This window comes from Amycolatopsis sp. NPDC049868 (assembly GCF_044461365.1).
GTDB lineage: Bacteria > Actinomycetota > Actinomycetes > Mycobacteriales > Pseudonocardiaceae > Amycolatopsis.
The window spans coordinates 1,023,898-1,038,250 of the sequence record NZ_JBITKV010000001.1 but is presented as its reverse complement, the minus strand read 5'-3'; the positions used below and the strand labels follow the sequence as shown (position 1 = coordinate 1,038,250).

The window sequence follows — 14,353 nt, the reverse complement described above, 5'->3', positions numbered from 1 at the left end:
GGCCCCTTTAGTGCGTCTTTCGCCTGAGGAACACGGCCACGAGCACGCCGAACCAGACGACCGCCAGGGTGACGAGCAGGCCGGTGACGGTGTCGGCGTCGTGCAGGCCCGGGTTCCGGGCGCCGCCGAAAGGCCGCCACAGCAACGGGAACGCGAGCAGTGTCAGGACACCGGTGAGCACCGCGCCCGTTTTGACCGGGGTCTTCCAGCGATCGGGGAGGAACCTGCTCAGCGCGAAACCCGCGGCACCGGCCAGCGGCGCGATCAGCAGGTCGTGGACCAGTGGACCACCGGCGAGCCAGCCGAGCGTCCCGAAGACGTCCGGGCGCAGCGGGAACGCGTACTCGGCGAACAGCACCGCGCCCCACGCGAGCGCGGCGAGGCCGGGCAGGAACAGCAGCAACCGCAACGTCTTCACAGCGTCTCCAAACGGGTGACCCATTTCGTCTGCAGCACACCGGGCCGGTTCGGGGCGATGATCCGGCACGGGAAGCCGTGGTCGGCGTCGAGCACTTCACCGTTGAGTTCCAGCGCCAGCAGGGTGAGTTCGTCCGCGGTGTGCTCGCCGGGAAGATCGCTGATCCCGTACGGTCCCGCCTTCTCCAGCGAGAACACCCGTACCGGGGTGCCCGGCTCGCTTCCGGCGTGCCGCAACAACTCCGGCAGCGAGACCCCGCTCCAGCGCGCGGACTCGCTCCATCCCTCGACACACGCGATAGGCAGCTCGGCCGAAGTCCTGGGCAGGGCGCGGAGTTCTTCCAGTGAATAGGTTTTCGTACCGCTCGGGGTCACCACCGAGAGCCGCCAGTTCGGGTCTTTCGCCGTGTCCAGGACACCGGCCGCGGCGGCGGTCCGGTTCACCGGCAGTCCCTGTGGCCCCTTGTCGCTCCGCCAGGACAACCCGGAAACGGTGCGCAGCAACGGAACCGTCGCTCCGGCCGTCGCCACGACGGCGACCCCGGCGGCCAGCCAGGTCGTGCGGAGGAAGGCGCGCCGCGAGGGTTCGGGCTTCGTCGTGAGCGAGCGGCGGACGATGGGGAGCTTCACCGCGATGTGCACCAGGATCGAGCCGATCGCCACCCACGCGACCGCGTAGTGCAGCTGCGGGAAGTAGAAGTTCCACGGGTAGTTCTGCGCGACGTTGAACAGGCCGGTGACGAGTTCGAAGAAGGCGGCCGCGGAAAGCACGAGGATCGACAGGCGTTCGAGCGCGTGCGGCAACGACCGGATCACCGGGCGCTCGAAGAGTTTCGGGTAGACACTCCAGAGTTTGGCCAGCAGCAAGGGAATCGACGCGATCCCGGAGATCACGTGCGTGCCCTGCGTGACCCGGTACAGCCAGACCGGACGGCTCGGCCAGCCGAACCACGACGGCGGATGCTGGATGAGATGGCTGATCAGGCCGGTGACGAAGCACAGGGTGAACGTGACGGCGAGGGCGATCCCGATCCGGGATGTCACGCGCTCGGAGGGTGTGTTCATGCTTTCTCCAGGCAGGCGAACCAGCGGTGGCCGTGGCTGGTGGACCAGGCGACGCGGAAGGCGGTGCGGGCGGCGAGGTCCGCGATCGCTTCGACACCGACCCATGCCCAGGTGAACCAGGCGCCGTCGTCGGGACGAAGCCGGACCCGATGCCGGCGGAGGCCGCGACCCGGCGGGTCGAGTTCGACGAGCACGGTCCCGCCGGCGGTGATCAGTTCCGCCATCCGCGTCAGGAGGCGGTGCGGATCGCCGCCGATGCCGATGTTCCCGTCGGCGAGCAGGACATGCCGCCAGCGTCCCTCGCCGGGGAGCCGGTCGAAGACGTCGCGGTGGAGCGCGGCCGCGCCTCGGGCGTGGGTGAGTTGTACGGCGGTGGCGGAAATGTCGACGCCGAGCGAGGCGACGCCGCGTTCGGACAGTGCGGCGGTGAGCCTGCCGGGCCCGCAGCCGACGTCGAGCGTCGGGCCGTCACAGGCGTCGAGAAGGACTTCGTCGCCTTCGCAGGGGATGGCGGTCCAGCGGTCCACCGGCAGGTCGACGCGTTCGCCGGTCGCCAGTTCCAGCCAGCAGCGGTGGCCGAGCAGGCCGCGGTCGAAGGCGGTCACCGGACTTCGGCCACCGCTCGGGCGAACCGGCCGTACGGTGCCACCTCGGCGACCCGGCGCGCGTCCGCGATCGTGTCCACATCGGACAGTGTGCGCAGGTGCCCTGGACGCAGCCCCACGTCCGCCAGCGCACGCAAGGTCTGCCGCCCGGTGTCGTCGCGCGACATCGGGACCCCGGCGAGCGCCTTGGCGTGTAACGGATCCTTGAGCCCCAATGCCCACCAGCCGCCGTCTTCGGCAGGACCGAGGACCGAGTCTTCTGGCCGGTTCGCCGCTTCCGCCAGGAGCGACGGGGTGACCTGCGGCGTGTCCATGCCGATCTGCAGCACCGGCTCCCCGGGGCGAGGGGCGTCCGCGTGCGCGTTGACGAGCCGCAGGTCGAAACCCTTCCCGCGTTGGGGGATCACCTCCGCTTCTTGGAGCACCGAGGCGATTTCCGCGCCACGGGCGGCTTCGCCGAGTTCGCCGGTCATGGCGACGACCACGCGTGCGTCCGGGGTCAGGAGCGCGGCTTCGAGGGTGTCGAGCAGTGAGGCGGCCGCGATCTCGGCGGCCTGTTCCGGTGTCGCGGGCGGGCACAGCCGCGTCTTCGCGAAACCGGGCACGGGCGCCTTGGCGACGATCAGCAGGCAGAAGGTCATCGGCTCAGCACCCGCCCGAAATCCCGCGCGGCGCGCAGGGTTCCCCGGAACGAACCGGAGACCTTCGACTTCGTGCCCTTGGCGCGTTCGCCGTAGGACACGTCGAACTCGGTCACCCGCCAACCCGCGCGTCCCGCCTTGATCAGGAGTTCGAGCGGGTAACCGAAGGCACGATCGGTGACGTCGAGATCGAGGAGCGCCCGGCGCCGGACGGCCCGCAGCGGCGCGATGTCCCGGACCGGCAATCCCTTGCGCCGCAACAGCGCCGAGATCAGCGCGTTCCCGGCTCTCGCGTGCCATGGCCAGACTCCCGGCCCGGCGGGCACCCGTCGCCCGACCGTCAGATCCGCGTCCGCGAGGCCGAGGACGAGCATCGGAAGTTCGGCGAGATCGAGAGAACCGTCGGCATCGGCGAAGCAGACGACGTCCGTCGTGGCCGCTTCCAGGCCCGCGTGCACCGCGGCGCCGTAGCCGCGCCGGGGTTCATGGACGACCTTCGCCCCGAGCCCGGCGGCGATCTCGGCGGATCCGTCCGTGGAGCCGTTGTCGACCACGATCGCCCGATACCGCTCGGGCAGCGCCGCCAGTACGCCGGGAAGGGCACCGGCCTCGTCGAGACAGGGGAGCACGACGTCAACCTGGTCATCGTTCACGCAACGCACGTTAAGTCCGGGATGGACGGGCGAAAACCCTTGCCGTGCTTACCGAATCATGACGTCGGCGTAGTTCTTACCGAGTTCTGACGGATCCCGTGCTCAGGCCGCCGGGCGGTCGTGACGGGGCTATGGTGCCCCGGCCGTCACGGTTTCGCGATCTGCCTGGCGACGAACGCCCCGGCGAGCGCGACCAGTGCGGCCCCGGCGATCCACGGCCATATCGGCACGGAGTCGTCCGGCGCCGGGAGAGCGGCCGTGGTGTCGGTCCGCACCTTCGGGGCGGCGGCAGTCCCCTGGCCCGCCGTGGTGAGCGTGAACGGGACGGAACCCGACACGGGGTGGCCGTCCGCGGACATCACGCGGTACTTCACCGTGTAGACGCCGGCGGAGCCCAGTGTCCGGAGAGGGGCGGACAACTTCTCCCCGGTGACCACGGGCGGCCCGCCTTCCCAATGCGACGTGCCGTCCGGGCCGAGCACGGCCAATTCGGTGAAACCGCGGTCGAGCGGCTCGTTGAACACCAAGGTGACGGCGGCGGGCGCGGACGCGAGCGAGGCGTCCTTCGCCGGATCACTCGAAACGAGAACGCTGTGCGCCATGGCGGGCTGGGCGCCGGCGAGTGCCATGAACAGCACCGAAGCCGCCAGCACGGCTCCACGCGGCACGTTTCGCGCCGATGGCGGGAAATGCGACATGGTCGGTTCCTCGCAATCACGTCGGTGGACCGGAGTGGACGCCCATGGTGGGCGACGGAATGGTCGGACGCGTTGCGGTGGAGGGTGTTCATGAGACAACCGTGTTAACGAAAACTCACCGCTCCCGGCGAAGAAGCACTCGGAAACGGACAGCCTTCACTCGTTCGGCCGCACGAGCCGGGCATTCGGCCGAGGAATTCACAGCCGGACGGAGTCATCGGGCCGGGTTCCTTTACCTGGGCTTCATGTGACGATCACGCCAGGTAACGCGGCAACTGGTTTTCTTCTCGCCCATCGAGCCCGTTCCCCATTTCTCCTTCGTAGGAGAGGACATATTCGTGGCTTTGCGAGGTATCGTCCCCCGCCGGGATCAGCTGATCGCGGCGAGCCTCACCGGCGCGGTCGTGATCGTGGTCGGATACGCGTCGGGTCTCGGGCTGAAACCCGGGACGGTGGCCGAAAGCGCGCCGCCGGCGATCGACCGGCCCGCGCCGTCCGGCCCGTCCCCGGTGCCGGACGGGAATCCGCCGCCTCCCGGGCCCATTCCTTCCCTGCCGGCGGTTCCGGTCACCGACGCCCCCGCCCCGGTGGCGCCGCCAGGGCCTGGTGGCGGTGTCGAGGTCAGCCCGCCGGCACCGCCACCGGAACCCGTGCCGACGCATCCGCATCCGGAGCCGCCGACCACTCCGCCGCCACCACCGGAGGAGCTTCCGGTATGTCAACCCGGTGCGGTGCAACAGGTTCTGGACACCGTCGCCGCGCTTCCCCTGCTCGGCGGCGTGACCGGAGGTCTCGGCGTGACGGGGGCGGACGGACTCGGCGCGACGCTGCTCGGGTACTGCCGGGCACCTGACGGCACGGTCGTCCTCGAAACCGTCCCCGTTCCGGCCCGGTGAACCATGGTGAAGACCTGGTACGTACTCGCCCGCTGCGTGGACTACTTCGGCCTGACCTTGTTCACGGGCGGTCTGTTCTTCCTCGCGTTCCTGTGGCCGGACGGTGCCGGGCACGGCCGGACCCGCAAGGTCGTCGGGGCCGGCTGGCTGCTCGGTCTCGCCGGTACCGTCGCGGGTCTCGGCCTGCAGGGCGCGTGGGCGGCGCAACGGCCGGCCGCCGACCTGTTCGATGGGGACCTGCTCGGGCAAGTGCTCGATACCCAGTTCGGGCGCGTCTGGTTCGCGAAGGCACTTCTGTGGCTGCTGGCGGGTGTCGTCCTCGCCGACCTGATGCAGCGCGGCCGGAGCGCGGCGAAGTCGACGGCCTGGCGCGTCGGCGCGGGCGTGGTGACTCTGGGGCTTCTGCGCACGACGGGGTTGACCGGGCACGCGGTCGAAAGCGCGAAGCCGTTGCTCACCCAGCTCGCGGACCTCGTGCACCTGGCCGGGATCTGTGCCTGGATCGGCGGACTGGCCGTCCTGCTGTTCGGCGTGCTGTCCCGGCGTGATCCCGGCGAGCTCGCCGACGTCGTGCCGCGCTATTCCCGGCTGGCCATGGTTTCCGTCTTCGCCGTCATCGTGGCGGGGGTCGTGCTGGCGTGGCAGACGGTCGGCGGCTGGGATCGACTGTCCACAACGGACTACGGCCGCACGCTCGTGGCCAAGCTGCTCGTCCTCGCCGTCGTCCTCGTGATCGCGCAGGGCAGCAAGAGCTGGGTCGCCCGGCGCCTGGATTTCGCGGTGGTCTTGCGCGGGGACGCCGCCACCGTCCGCCCCTTCGTCCATTCCGTCGCCGCCGAGACCGCGCTCGTCATCGTGGTCCTCGTCGCGGCGAGCCTTCTCGTCACGGCCAGTCCCGGCCGGTGACCGTCCTACCGAAAGGAGTGTCCTCGATGGACAACCCGGAGACCGAGAACCCCACGGCCCAAGCGCCGCCGCCGGTGCCCGCCCGGCGTATCTGGCCGGTGGCGGTGGCGATCCTCGCCCTGGGTGTCGCGCTGTTCAGCCTCGCGACCCTGCGAGGCGGGCAGCAGGCGGACACCGCCCAGAGCGCCGACGTCGACCTGGCCGCGCTGTCGAAGCAGGGACCGCTGGCGGTTCCGCTGTATCAGGGGCTCGCCAAGGAGAAGGCGGCGACAGCGGCGGCCAAGACCGTCGAGATCATGGGATACAAGTACAGCCCCGCCAGCCTTTCCGTCGCCGTGGGCGACACGGTGACCTGGACCAACCACGACACCGCGCCGCACAACGTCGTCATCACCGACGGCCCGGAGAAGTTCACTTCGCCCACGTTGCAGCAGGGACAGACCTTCAGCCACACCTTCACCAAGGCCGGGGCCTACTCCTACTACTGCTCGGTGCACCCGGACATGAAGGCGTCGGTCAAGGTGGAGGGCTCGGGTACTCCGCCGACGTCGTCGCCGACGAGTGTCCCGCCGAGTTCGCCGACCTCGGCACCGACTTCGAGCCCGACGCACTCGATGCCGTCCACCACCCCGGGCGGCGGGTCCTGTGTCCCGAAGGGTGTGCTGCAGCCGATCATCGACCACGTCAAGGCGGCGCATCTGCAGACCTCGCCGGGACAGCAGGTGCAGGACATCCTGAACCTCGACCAGTACATCAAGACCCACACGGTGTGGCTGGAAACCGTCCTCGCCCCGGTGCTGGACGGATCGGCCGACAAGGTCGTCGCCGACACGCTCGCACCGATCGTCGCACATCTCAAATCCGCGCATCTGGAGACGTCGCCCGGCCAGCAGGTCACCGATCTGCTGAACCTCGACCAGTACATCAAGACGCATACGGTGTGGCTCGAAACCGTGCTCACGCCGTTGCTGAACCAGGCGAGCTGCTGACCGGGGGCCCGGCCGGTAAGCGGCCGGCCGGGCCCTTCGCCAGTATCCACGTTCCCCAGCACGGAGACGAGCGATGTCCGACACCGAACTCCTGCCCGCCCCCGGCCAGACCGGCCACACGCTCCGCCCGGACCGTTGCGTCGTCGAGCCGTCGCTCAGATTCCTGCGTTTTCCCTTGGCCCGCGCCAGATTCACCGCGACCGCGGGATACCTGGACAGCTCGGCGGATCCCGCGCTCTTCGTCGAGCTGGACGTGCCTTCGCTGCGCACCTATCCGTGGCCGTTGAAGCACCTGATCCTCAGGCGTCACGAGGCCCGCGTGCTGACGTTCACCTCCGGCGAGTTCGTCGTCGATGGACGCCGGGTGCGGATCGACGGGTGGATCGGGAATCGCGGGCTCGTGCTCACCGGCGAGCTGCGTCCGGTCGAGGAAGAAAGGATCGTCTTGTGGGCCAAAGGAATCCTGCCCCGGCCGCGGCGCGCACCCTGGTACGTCCGCCGCGTCCACGTCGAGATCGCCATCGAGTTCGCCCGATGAAGCGGTTCACCGGCCTCGGCCTGACGGCGATCTTCCTCGTGCTGCAGGCCATCTGCCTCGCGCCACCGGCGACCGCCGCCACGCAGCAGGTGATGATGCAGGGCTACGCCTACGGCCCGGCGGCGCTGACCGTGCGGGTCGGGGACACCGTCACCTGGATGCAGCACGATCAGGCGCCCCACGACGTCGTCACGACGAGCGCCCCGGTCGCCTTCCGCAGTCCGAAGCTCTCGGCGGGGCAGAGCTGGAGCCACACCTTCACCAAGCCGGGTACGTATTCCTACTACTGTTCGGTGCATCCGGACATGCGCGCGACGGTCACCGTCCTCGCCGCGGAAACGCCCACGAAGCAGCCGTCTCCCACACCTTCGAAACAGACCACGGCCCGTCCGACGGCGTCTTCGGCTCCGTCGCCGAGCCCGCCTTCGACGAGCAGTGCTGTCCCGGCTCCGGCGGCCCCCGTGAGCGAGACCTCGGCGCCCGCTCCGCCGGTCACCCAGGAGGCGGCGGCCACCGGACCGTCGCTCGATCCGATGCTGCTGGTCGCCGGGATCGTCACCGCGGTGGCGGTGCTGTGCCTGCTGCTGGTCGGGTCGCGACCGGCGGGGTGAGGGAAGGTCTTACCGAGTTCTGACGGACGGCGCCGACTCGTCGTTTCGCGCGGAGAACGCGGTTACGGTGCCGGTGATGTCCACTGTCACCGCCCCTTCCCGTACCGGTCGCCGGGCCGATCTGATCGCCGTGGGGCTGGCGATGCTCGTGGTCGCCGCCGCGATCGCCGTCGGCCTCTACTACAACCGTCCCGGCTCCGGCGTGGTGATCTACGCTTTCGCGCCGCCGCTGTTCGGCTTGTGGCTGCCGCATGTGGGGCCCGGTTCGGTCGCCGCCGTCGTGCTCGCGCTCCTCGTCGTCACCAAAGGTCCCTCGCTCGCCGCGCGGCTGCGCTGGCGTCCGCTGCTCGCGCTCGGCTACGTGACCGCTCTGGTGTGGACGTTCTCGCTGGCGATGATCGACGGATGGGCGCGCGGTTTCACCGGCAGGCTCACCACGGAACACGAGTACCTGCACGAGGTCCCTGGCATCACCGACATCCCGGCGATGCTGAACGAATTCTCCTCGCGCATCCTGGACTTCCAGCCGGACTCGTGGACGACGCATGTCTCCGGGCATCCGCCGGGCGCGACGCTGGTCTTCGTCTGGCTCGACCGGCTAGGTCTGCAGGGCGGCGCGTGGGCGTCGACGGTCGTCGTGCTCGTCGGGTGCCTGGCCGTGGTCGCGGTGCCGGTGACGCTCTCCGCGCTGGGCCGGGAGGAAGCCGCGAGGACGGTTCTGCCGTTCGCCGTCCTGACCCCGGGCGCGATCTGGATCGGGGTTTCCGCGGACGGGCTCTTCGCGGGTGTCACGGCGACCGGGATCGCGCTGCTGGCGCTCGCCACGCGACGGCGGATCCTCGCGCTCCCCGGCGGTCTGCTGCTCGGGTTCGGGCTCTTTCTTTCGTACGGTCTCGTGCTGCTGGGCGTGCTCGTGCTGGCCGTCGTCGTGCTGACCCGCGAGTGGCGGATCCTGTTCCTCGCCACGGCGGGCGTGGCCGTGGTCGTCGTGGCGTTCGCGCTGACGGGGTTCTGGTGGCTCGACGGCTATCACCTGGTGGTGGAGCGCTACTACCAGGGGATCGCGACACTGCGTCCGTACTCCTACTGGGTGTGGGCGGATATCGCGGCGGTGCTGATCGCGATCGGCCCCGCGGTCATCGCCGGGACACGACGGGCGGGCGCGGAGTTCCTCGCCGAGCCGAAGCGGTCGTTCCGCGAGCCGGTCACGCTGATCGTGCTGGCCGCGGCGCTGACGATCGCGTTCGCCGACCTGTCCGGCCTGTCGAAGGCGGAGGTCGAACGCATCTGGCTACCGTTCGAGGTGTGGCTGCTGCCCGCGGTGGCGCTGCTGCCGTCGAAGGGGCGGCGGTGGTGGCTCGCCGCGTCGGCGGCCACGGCACTGGTGGTGAACCATCTGGTGCTGACGAGCTGGTGAGGTGGGCTGCATGACAGAGCAAGGACGGGTGCTCGTCGTCGACGACGACGAGACCGTGCGGGACGTCGTCCGGCGGTATCTGGAGGTCGCGGGCTTCGAGGTCGACGTCGCCGGCGACGGCACCGAGGGGCTGCGGCTGTTCTCCACGACCGGGCCGGATCTCGTGGTCCTCGACGTCATGATGCCCGGGCTCAACGGGCTGGAGGTGTGCCGCCGCCTGCGGCAGGTGAGCCAGGTGCCGGTCGTGATGCTGACCGCGCTCGGCGAGGAGGAGAACCGGATCGCCGGACTCCAGCTCGGCGCCGACGACTACGTCACGAAACCGTTCAGCCCCAAGGAACTCGCGTTGCGGGTGGCGTCGGTGCTGAGGCGGGCGCGGATGCCCCGGCCCGAACCGGCGGCACGGGTGATCACCGACGGCGATCTCGCGTTGCAGATGTCCGCCCGGCAGGCGGCCCTCGGCGGCGTGGAACTTCCGCTGACGAGCCGGGAATTCGATCTGCTCGCGTTCTTCCTCACCCATCCCGGGGTGGCGTTCTCCCGCGCCGATCTGCTGGAGAAGGTCTGGGGCTGGGACTTCGGCGACCAGTCCACCGTGACCGTCCACGTCAGACGGTTGCGGGAGAAGATCGAGAAGAACCCGGCGAAACCCGTCCGCGTCGCCACCGTATGGGGCGTCGGCTACCGGTACGACCCGGTGCGGCGATGATCGGCTCCGGGGAGTCGCTCGGCGAGATGCTGGCGCACGCCTGGCACATCCTGCCGTTCGCGCTGATGTTCGCGTTGCCGGTGGTGCTGCTCGGCGGGCTGGCCCTGTACCTGCTCCGGCACGGTTCGCTGGCCAGCACGATGACGATCCTCGTGCTGATCCCGGTGCTCGCGACGCTGATCGCGGTGCTCGGGATCAGCGGGTTCATGTTCACCCCGGCGCTGACCACGATGACCCTGGTCTGCCTGCTGGTCGCGCTGGTGACCGTGCCGGCGGCGCTCGTACTCGGCCGCGCGATCGCGCGCCGCAGCGTGTGGGAACGGGAGGCGCGGGAACGGGAGCGCGCGGCCGAGGCGTCGCGGCGTGAACTGGTCGCGTGGATCAGCCACGACCTGCGGAGCCCGCTGGCCGGGATCCAGGCGATGGCCGAGGCCGTCGCGGACGGCGTCGTCGCCGACCCGATCGAGGTCACCGGGTACGCGCGGCGGATCAGCGGTGAGACCACGCGGCTGTCCGGCATGGTCGGCGACCTGTTCGAACTTTCGCGGATCACCGCGGGCGCGCTCCAGCTGACCATGGCCGCGGTGCCGCTGCGCGACGTCGTGAGCGACGCCGTCGCCGCGCAGGCGCCGCTCGCCGAGCAGAAGCGCGTACGCATGGTCGAGCACGCCGACGTGTGGCCGGTCGTTTCCGGCAGCGACCCGGAACTGGCGCGGATCGTGCGCAACCTGGTGTCCAACGCCGTGCGGCACACACCGCCGGACGGGACGGTCGACGTCCAGATCGGCATCGAAGGCGGCGAGGCGCTGCTCGCGGTTTCCGACGGCTGCGGCGGGATCCCCGACGACGAGATCGGCCGGGTCTTCGACGTCGCCTTCCGCGGGACGCGGGCGCGGACGCCCGAACGCGGTGGACTGGCGAGCGGCGGCGGACTCGGCCTCGCGATCGCGAAAGGCCTGGTCGAAGCCCATCGCGGCCGGATCGGCGTCCAGAACCACGGGCCCGGCTGCCGGTTCGAGGTCCGGCTTCCGCTCTCCATGCCCTGACCCGTGTCAGCGGCGTGTCACCGCGGTGTCAGCGCGGACGGCGATCGTTGCCGCCATGACGACTTCAGCGAAGCGATTCTTCCAACGGGTGGGCATCACCGCGGTGGCGGCCGGACTGCTGGCCGGGGTCATCCCTGGCGTGGCCGCCGCGGACAACGGACGGGACCGGCCGGAGCTGCGGGCGATGGTCGAGGAGATCGCCGCCTCCGGTTTCGCCGGGGCGCAGCTTCGGGTGCACGACACGCGAGGTGACTGGACCGGCAGCGCCGGCGTGCGCGAGCTGGGCTCGGCGGCCAAGCCGCCGACCAACGGACGGTTCCGGATCGGCAGCAACACCAAGACCTTCGTGTCCACCGTCGTCCTGCAGCTGGTCGGCGAGGGCAAGGTCGGCCTGGACGCGCCGGTGGCCGGTTACCTGCCCGAGTTCGGCCTCGACCCGCGGATCACGGTGCGGATGTTGTTGCAGCACACCAGCGGCCTGTTCGACTACACCGGCGCGATGCTGCCCGATGGCACGATCGTGCCGGGAATCCCCTTGACGGGTAAGGAGTTCCTGGACAACCGGTATCACACCTACCGGCCGGAGGAGCTGGTGCGCTTCGGCCTGTCCAAGCCGCCGCTGTTCGCGCCGGGAACGGACTGGATGTACACGAACATCAACTACGTCCTGGCCGGGCTGGTGATCGAGAAGGTCGCGGGCCGGCCCTACGGTGACGAACTCCAGCGACGGATCCTGCGGCCGCTCGGGCTGCGGGACACCGTGGTACCCGGCACCTGGCCGGGTATCCCCGGGCCGCACGCCCACGGCTACTACCGCTACGAGGAGAAGCCCGGGCAGTGGAAGACGGTCGACATCACGAATCAGAACCCGTCGTGGGCGTCCAGCGCCGGTGAACTGATCTCGACCACGAAGGACCTCCACACGTTCTTCTCCGCACTGCTGGGCGGAAAGCTGCTGCCCTCCCCGCTGCTCGCCGAGATGCGCAAGCCGCACCCGAAGGGCGGCTACGGCCTCGGCCTGTACGTCCAGGAAGCGAGCTGCGGCACCGTCCTCAAGGGAATGGGCGGCTTCCACGGCTACGGGACGCTGATGGCCAGCACGCCCGACGGCAGCCGGACCTACGAGCTGTCCATGACCTACGGCGACTCGGAGGCCGATCTGGGGCAGGCCTACAACAAGGCGGACCAGCTGCTCACCGACAAGGTGCTCTGCGGCAAGTAGGTCAGAGCCGCAGGAAACCCATCTCCGGGAAGTGGGCCGGCGCGATGATCGCGCCGGTCTCTTCCGCTTCGGCGAGAAAACGCCGCCGGGTACGGAGCGCGAGATCCGGGTCGACGTCACTGAGGAAACCGACCCGGGAGTCCGTCAGCTGCGCGGGAGTGTGCAGGACGTCGCCGAGCAGCAGCAGGCGCTCGTCGTCCGCGGTGATGTCGAGGACGTAGTGGCCGGGCGTGTGACCGGGGGCGTGCCGCGCCACGATCCCTGGCGCGATCTCGACGTCGTCGCCGCTGATCGCCTCGGTCAGCCCCGCGCCGCGGGCGGTCTCCATCCCGACCCGGCTCCATTCGCCCGTCCCGGCGGGCGCGATCAGCGCGTCCCAGTCGAGTTGGCCGAAGACGACCTGGGCTCTGGGGAAGGTCAGGTCGCCTTCGGGCGCGATCCAGCCGATGTGGTCGTTGTGCAGGTGGGTGAGGAAGACGGTGTCGATCTCGTCCACCGGGCACCCGGCCTTGTCCAGCGCGGCCGCGAGGTCGCCGCCCGTGCCCATCGGCGGTGTGGGGTCGCCCTTGGCCGGCGTCATCCCCGGCGGGAAGGCGAATTCGCGCGGGCCGAGGCCGGTGTCGACGAGGATCGTGCGGCCGTTGCCGCGGATCAGGTACGCGCCGGTCGGGACGTGCACGGTGCCGTCCTCGTCGAAGACGTCCGGGTGGGCTTCGGGGTCGAGACCGGGGAAGAACGCGAGCGGCAGCCGGATCAGGCCGTCCCCGAGCGCTTCGATCTCGATGTCTCCGACGGTGATGCCCACCAAAACCCCCAAAAAAGTCGATTCCGTTGCCGGGAACGACAACCGGCCGGGGGTCCGGTCTGTTCCCGGTTTCAGGAACCGACCGGTTCCCGCAGCTCAGCGGTGGCGAAACCGGCGATGCCTTCGGCGAAACCCGTTCGCGCGGTGAAGCCGAGCAGCCGCCGGGCGCGGGTGGGATCCGCGACGACGTGCCGGACGTCGGCGGGACGGGCACCGCCGGCGATCTTCGGGGCAGGTCCGCCACAGGCCTTCGCGAGCTCTTCGGCGAGTTCGCCGACGGAGTGGGGTTGCCCGGAACAGATGTTCAGCGGCGTCAGGTCGCCTTCGGGGCCGTCGGTGCTCAGCGCCAGGACGTTCGCCCTCGCCACGTCGTGGACATGCACGAAGTCGCGCTGCTGCTTGCCGTCCTCCAGCACGATCGGCGCCTCGCCGCGCAGAAGCGAGGAACGGAACAGTGACGCGACACCCGCGTACGGGGTGTTCTGCGGCATCCGTGGCCCGTAGACGTTGTGATAGCGCAGGGCCCAGACCGTTCCGCCGGTCTGCCGGGCCCACGCCGCCGCCAGATGTTCCTGCGCGAGCTTGGTGGCCGCGTAGGTACTGCGCGGCCGCAGCGGTGCGTCTTCGGGAACCAGCCGCCAGCCCAGCTCGGTGCCGCAAGCCGCGCACGCGGGCTCGAAGCGTCCGGCATCTACATCGGACTGTTCCCGCGGCGACGGCGGGACGATCCCGTGGGCGGGGCATTCGTAGCGACCTTCGCCGTAGACGACCATCGACGAGGCGAGCACCAGTTTCCGGACTTCCGCCCGGTGCATCGCGGCGAGCAGGACAGCGGTCCCGTAGTCGTTGTTCAGCGCGTACGACGGCGCGTCGGACGGATCGACACCGTGCCCCACGACGGCCGCCTGATGGCAGACCGCGTCGACACCGTCCAGCAGCTCCGCGACCAGCTCCGTGTCGGTGACGTCACCACGCAGGAACCGGTGGCGGCCGGTGTACCCGGGCGGGCGCGGCGAACCGTGCGCGGTGCTGAGGAGGTTGTCGAGAACGACGACCTCGTGACCTTGATCGGACAGCAGATCGGCGATGTGGGAGCCGATGAACCCGGCCCCGCCGGTTATCAGTGTTCGCACCG

At 70.1% G+C, this 14,353-nt stretch carries 17 protein-coding genes; 9 read left to right on the top strand and 8 right to left on the bottom strand.

Annotated features, from left to right (window positions below):
- Positions 1-7: 7 nt before the first annotated feature.
- The 6 genes from ACIBTM_RS05090 to ACIBTM_RS05065 all read right to left on the bottom strand — a co-directional run bounded on the left by ACIBTM_RS05090 (position 8) and on the right by ACIBTM_RS05065 (position 4,079).
- Entirely contained in the window at positions 8-418 is a 411-nt protein-coding gene (locus ACIBTM_RS05090) for a hypothetical protein (RefSeq protein ID WP_395875251.1), read from the bottom strand.
- Positions 415-1,482: a molybdopterin-dependent oxidoreductase gene (locus ACIBTM_RS05085; RefSeq protein WP_395875250.1), complete on the bottom strand. Its 1,068-nt coding sequence runs from the start codon at positions 1,480-1,482 to the stop codon at positions 415-417. The genes ACIBTM_RS05090 and ACIBTM_RS05085 overlap by 4 nt, the downstream gene beginning before the upstream one ends.
- The gene (locus ACIBTM_RS05080; RefSeq protein ID WP_395875249.1) at positions 1,479-2,087 is read right to left on the bottom strand and encodes a methyltransferase domain-containing protein; all 609 of its coding nucleotides are present in this window, start codon (positions 2,085-2,087) and stop codon (positions 1,479-1,481) included. The genes ACIBTM_RS05085 and ACIBTM_RS05080 overlap by 4 nt, the downstream gene beginning before the upstream one ends.
- On the bottom strand, positions 2,084-2,728 hold the full coding sequence (locus tag ACIBTM_RS05075; RefSeq protein WP_395875248.1) for a DUF2064 domain-containing protein: 645 nt from the start codon (positions 2,726-2,728) through the stop codon (positions 2,084-2,086). Before ACIBTM_RS05075 ends, ACIBTM_RS05080 begins: the two co-directional genes overlap by 4 nt.
- Complete coding sequence (locus ACIBTM_RS05070; RefSeq protein ID WP_395875247.1) at positions 2,725-3,381, bottom strand: glycosyltransferase family 2 protein; 657 nt, start codon at positions 3,379-3,381, stop codon at positions 2,725-2,727. Before ACIBTM_RS05070 ends, ACIBTM_RS05075 begins: the two co-directional genes overlap by 4 nt.
- Positions 3,382-3,527: 146 nt before the next feature.
- Complete coding sequence (locus ACIBTM_RS05065; RefSeq protein WP_395875246.1) at positions 3,528-4,079, bottom strand: copper resistance protein CopC; 552 nt, start codon at positions 4,077-4,079, stop codon at positions 3,528-3,530.
- A 338-nt stretch (positions 4,080-4,417) separates the two neighbouring features.
- Here ACIBTM_RS05065 and ACIBTM_RS05060 point away from each other — a divergent pair, with 338 nt between their 5' ends.
- The 9 genes from ACIBTM_RS05060 (at position 4,418) to ACIBTM_RS05020 (ending at position 12,413) form a co-directional block, all read left to right on the top strand.
- Positions 4,418-4,975 carry a hypothetical protein gene (locus ACIBTM_RS05060; RefSeq protein ID WP_395875245.1) on the top strand — a complete coding sequence of 186 codons (558 nt, stop codon included), beginning with the start codon at positions 4,418-4,420 and terminating at the stop codon, positions 4,973-4,975.
- Positions 4,976-4,978: 3 nt separating this feature from the next.
- Positions 4,979-5,881, top strand: a complete 903-nt coding sequence (locus ACIBTM_RS05055; protein ID WP_395875244.1) for a copper resistance D family protein — start codon at positions 4,979-4,981, stop codon at positions 5,879-5,881.
- Positions 5,882-5,907: 26 nt separating this feature from the next.
- A complete protein-coding gene (locus ACIBTM_RS05050) occupies positions 5,908-6,870 on the top strand; it encodes a cupredoxin family copper-binding protein (protein WP_395875243.1) in 963 nt (320 codons plus the stop codon).
- Positions 6,871-6,943: 73 nt separating this feature from the next.
- Positions 6,944-7,408 (top strand): hypothetical protein, encoded by a 465-nt coding sequence (locus tag ACIBTM_RS05045; protein WP_395875242.1) that lies wholly within the window; start codon positions 6,944-6,946, stop codon positions 7,406-7,408.
- A complete protein-coding gene (locus tag ACIBTM_RS05040) occupies positions 7,405-8,019 on the top strand; it encodes a plastocyanin/azurin family copper-binding protein (protein WP_395875241.1) in 615 nt (204 codons plus the stop codon). The genes ACIBTM_RS05045 and ACIBTM_RS05040 overlap by 4 nt, the downstream gene beginning before the upstream one ends.
- A 76-nt stretch (positions 8,020-8,095) precedes the next feature.
- Complete coding sequence (locus ACIBTM_RS05035; RefSeq protein ID WP_395875240.1) at positions 8,096-9,436, top strand: hypothetical protein; 1,341 nt, start codon at positions 8,096-8,098, stop codon at positions 9,434-9,436.
- A gap of 10 nt (positions 9,437-9,446) precedes the next feature.
- Complete coding sequence (locus ACIBTM_RS05030; RefSeq protein ID WP_037340495.1) at positions 9,447-10,145, top strand: response regulator transcription factor; 699 nt, start codon at positions 9,447-9,449, stop codon at positions 10,143-10,145.
- On the top strand, positions 10,142-11,191 hold the full coding sequence (locus ACIBTM_RS05025) for a sensor histidine kinase (protein WP_395875239.1): 1,050 nt from the start codon (positions 10,142-10,144) through the stop codon (positions 11,189-11,191). Before ACIBTM_RS05030 ends, ACIBTM_RS05025 begins: the two co-directional genes overlap by 4 nt.
- Before the next feature lie 55 nt (positions 11,192-11,246).
- Positions 11,247-12,413 carry a serine hydrolase domain-containing protein gene (locus ACIBTM_RS05020; protein WP_395875238.1) on the top strand — a complete coding sequence of 389 codons (1,167 nt, stop codon included), beginning with the start codon at positions 11,247-11,249 and terminating at the stop codon, positions 12,411-12,413.
- A gap of 1 nt (position 12,414) precedes the next feature.
- Here the strand turns inward: ACIBTM_RS05020 and ACIBTM_RS05015 are convergent, their stop codons facing one another.
- Positions 12,415-13,218 carry an MBL fold metallo-hydrolase gene (locus ACIBTM_RS05015; protein ID WP_395875237.1) on the bottom strand — a complete coding sequence of 268 codons (804 nt, stop codon included), beginning with the start codon at positions 13,216-13,218 and terminating at the stop codon, positions 12,415-12,417.
- 71 nt (positions 13,219-13,289) lie between these two features.
- The gene (locus ACIBTM_RS05010) at positions 13,290-14,351 is read right to left on the bottom strand and encodes an NAD-dependent epimerase/dehydratase family protein (protein WP_395875236.1); all 1,062 of its coding nucleotides are present in this window, start codon (positions 14,349-14,351) and stop codon (positions 13,290-13,292) included.
- Positions 14,352-14,353: the final 2 nt, after the last annotated feature.

Bases quoted from the DNA above. Each gene is read 5' to 3' on its own strand.
- ACIBTM_RS05085 (WP_395875250.1), bottom strand. From the start codon at position 1,482: ATGAACACACCCTCCGAGCGCGTGACATCCCGGATCGGGATCGCCCTC.
- ACIBTM_RS05075 (WP_395875248.1), bottom strand. From the start codon at position 2,728: ATGACCTTCTGCCTGCTGATCGTCGCCAAGGCGCCCGTGCCCGGTTTC.
- ACIBTM_RS05065 (WP_395875246.1), bottom strand. From the start codon at position 4,079: ATGTCGCATTTCCCGCCATCGGCGCGAAACGTGCCGCGTGGAGCCGTG.
- ACIBTM_RS05055 (WP_395875244.1), top strand. From the start codon at position 4,979: ATGGTGAAGACCTGGTACGTACTCGCCCGCTGCGTGGACTACTTCGGC.
- ACIBTM_RS05050 (WP_395875243.1), top strand. From the start codon at position 5,908: ATGGACAACCCGGAGACCGAGAACCCCACGGCCCAAGCGCCGCCGCCG.
- ACIBTM_RS05045 (WP_395875242.1), top strand. From the start codon at position 6,944: ATGTCCGACACCGAACTCCTGCCCGCCCCCGGCCAGACCGGCCACACG.
- ACIBTM_RS05040 (WP_395875241.1), top strand. From the start codon at position 7,405: ATGAAGCGGTTCACCGGCCTCGGCCTGACGGCGATCTTCCTCGTGCTG.
- ACIBTM_RS05035 (WP_395875240.1), top strand. From the start codon at position 8,096: ATGTCCACTGTCACCGCCCCTTCCCGTACCGGTCGCCGGGCCGATCTG.
- ACIBTM_RS05030 (WP_037340495.1), top strand. From the start codon at position 9,447: ATGACAGAGCAAGGACGGGTGCTCGTCGTCGACGACGACGAGACCGTG.
- ACIBTM_RS05025 (WP_395875239.1), top strand. From the start codon at position 10,142: ATGATCGGCTCCGGGGAGTCGCTCGGCGAGATGCTGGCGCACGCCTGG.
- ACIBTM_RS05020 (WP_395875238.1), top strand. From the start codon at position 11,247: ATGACGACTTCAGCGAAGCGATTCTTCCAACGGGTGGGCATCACCGCG.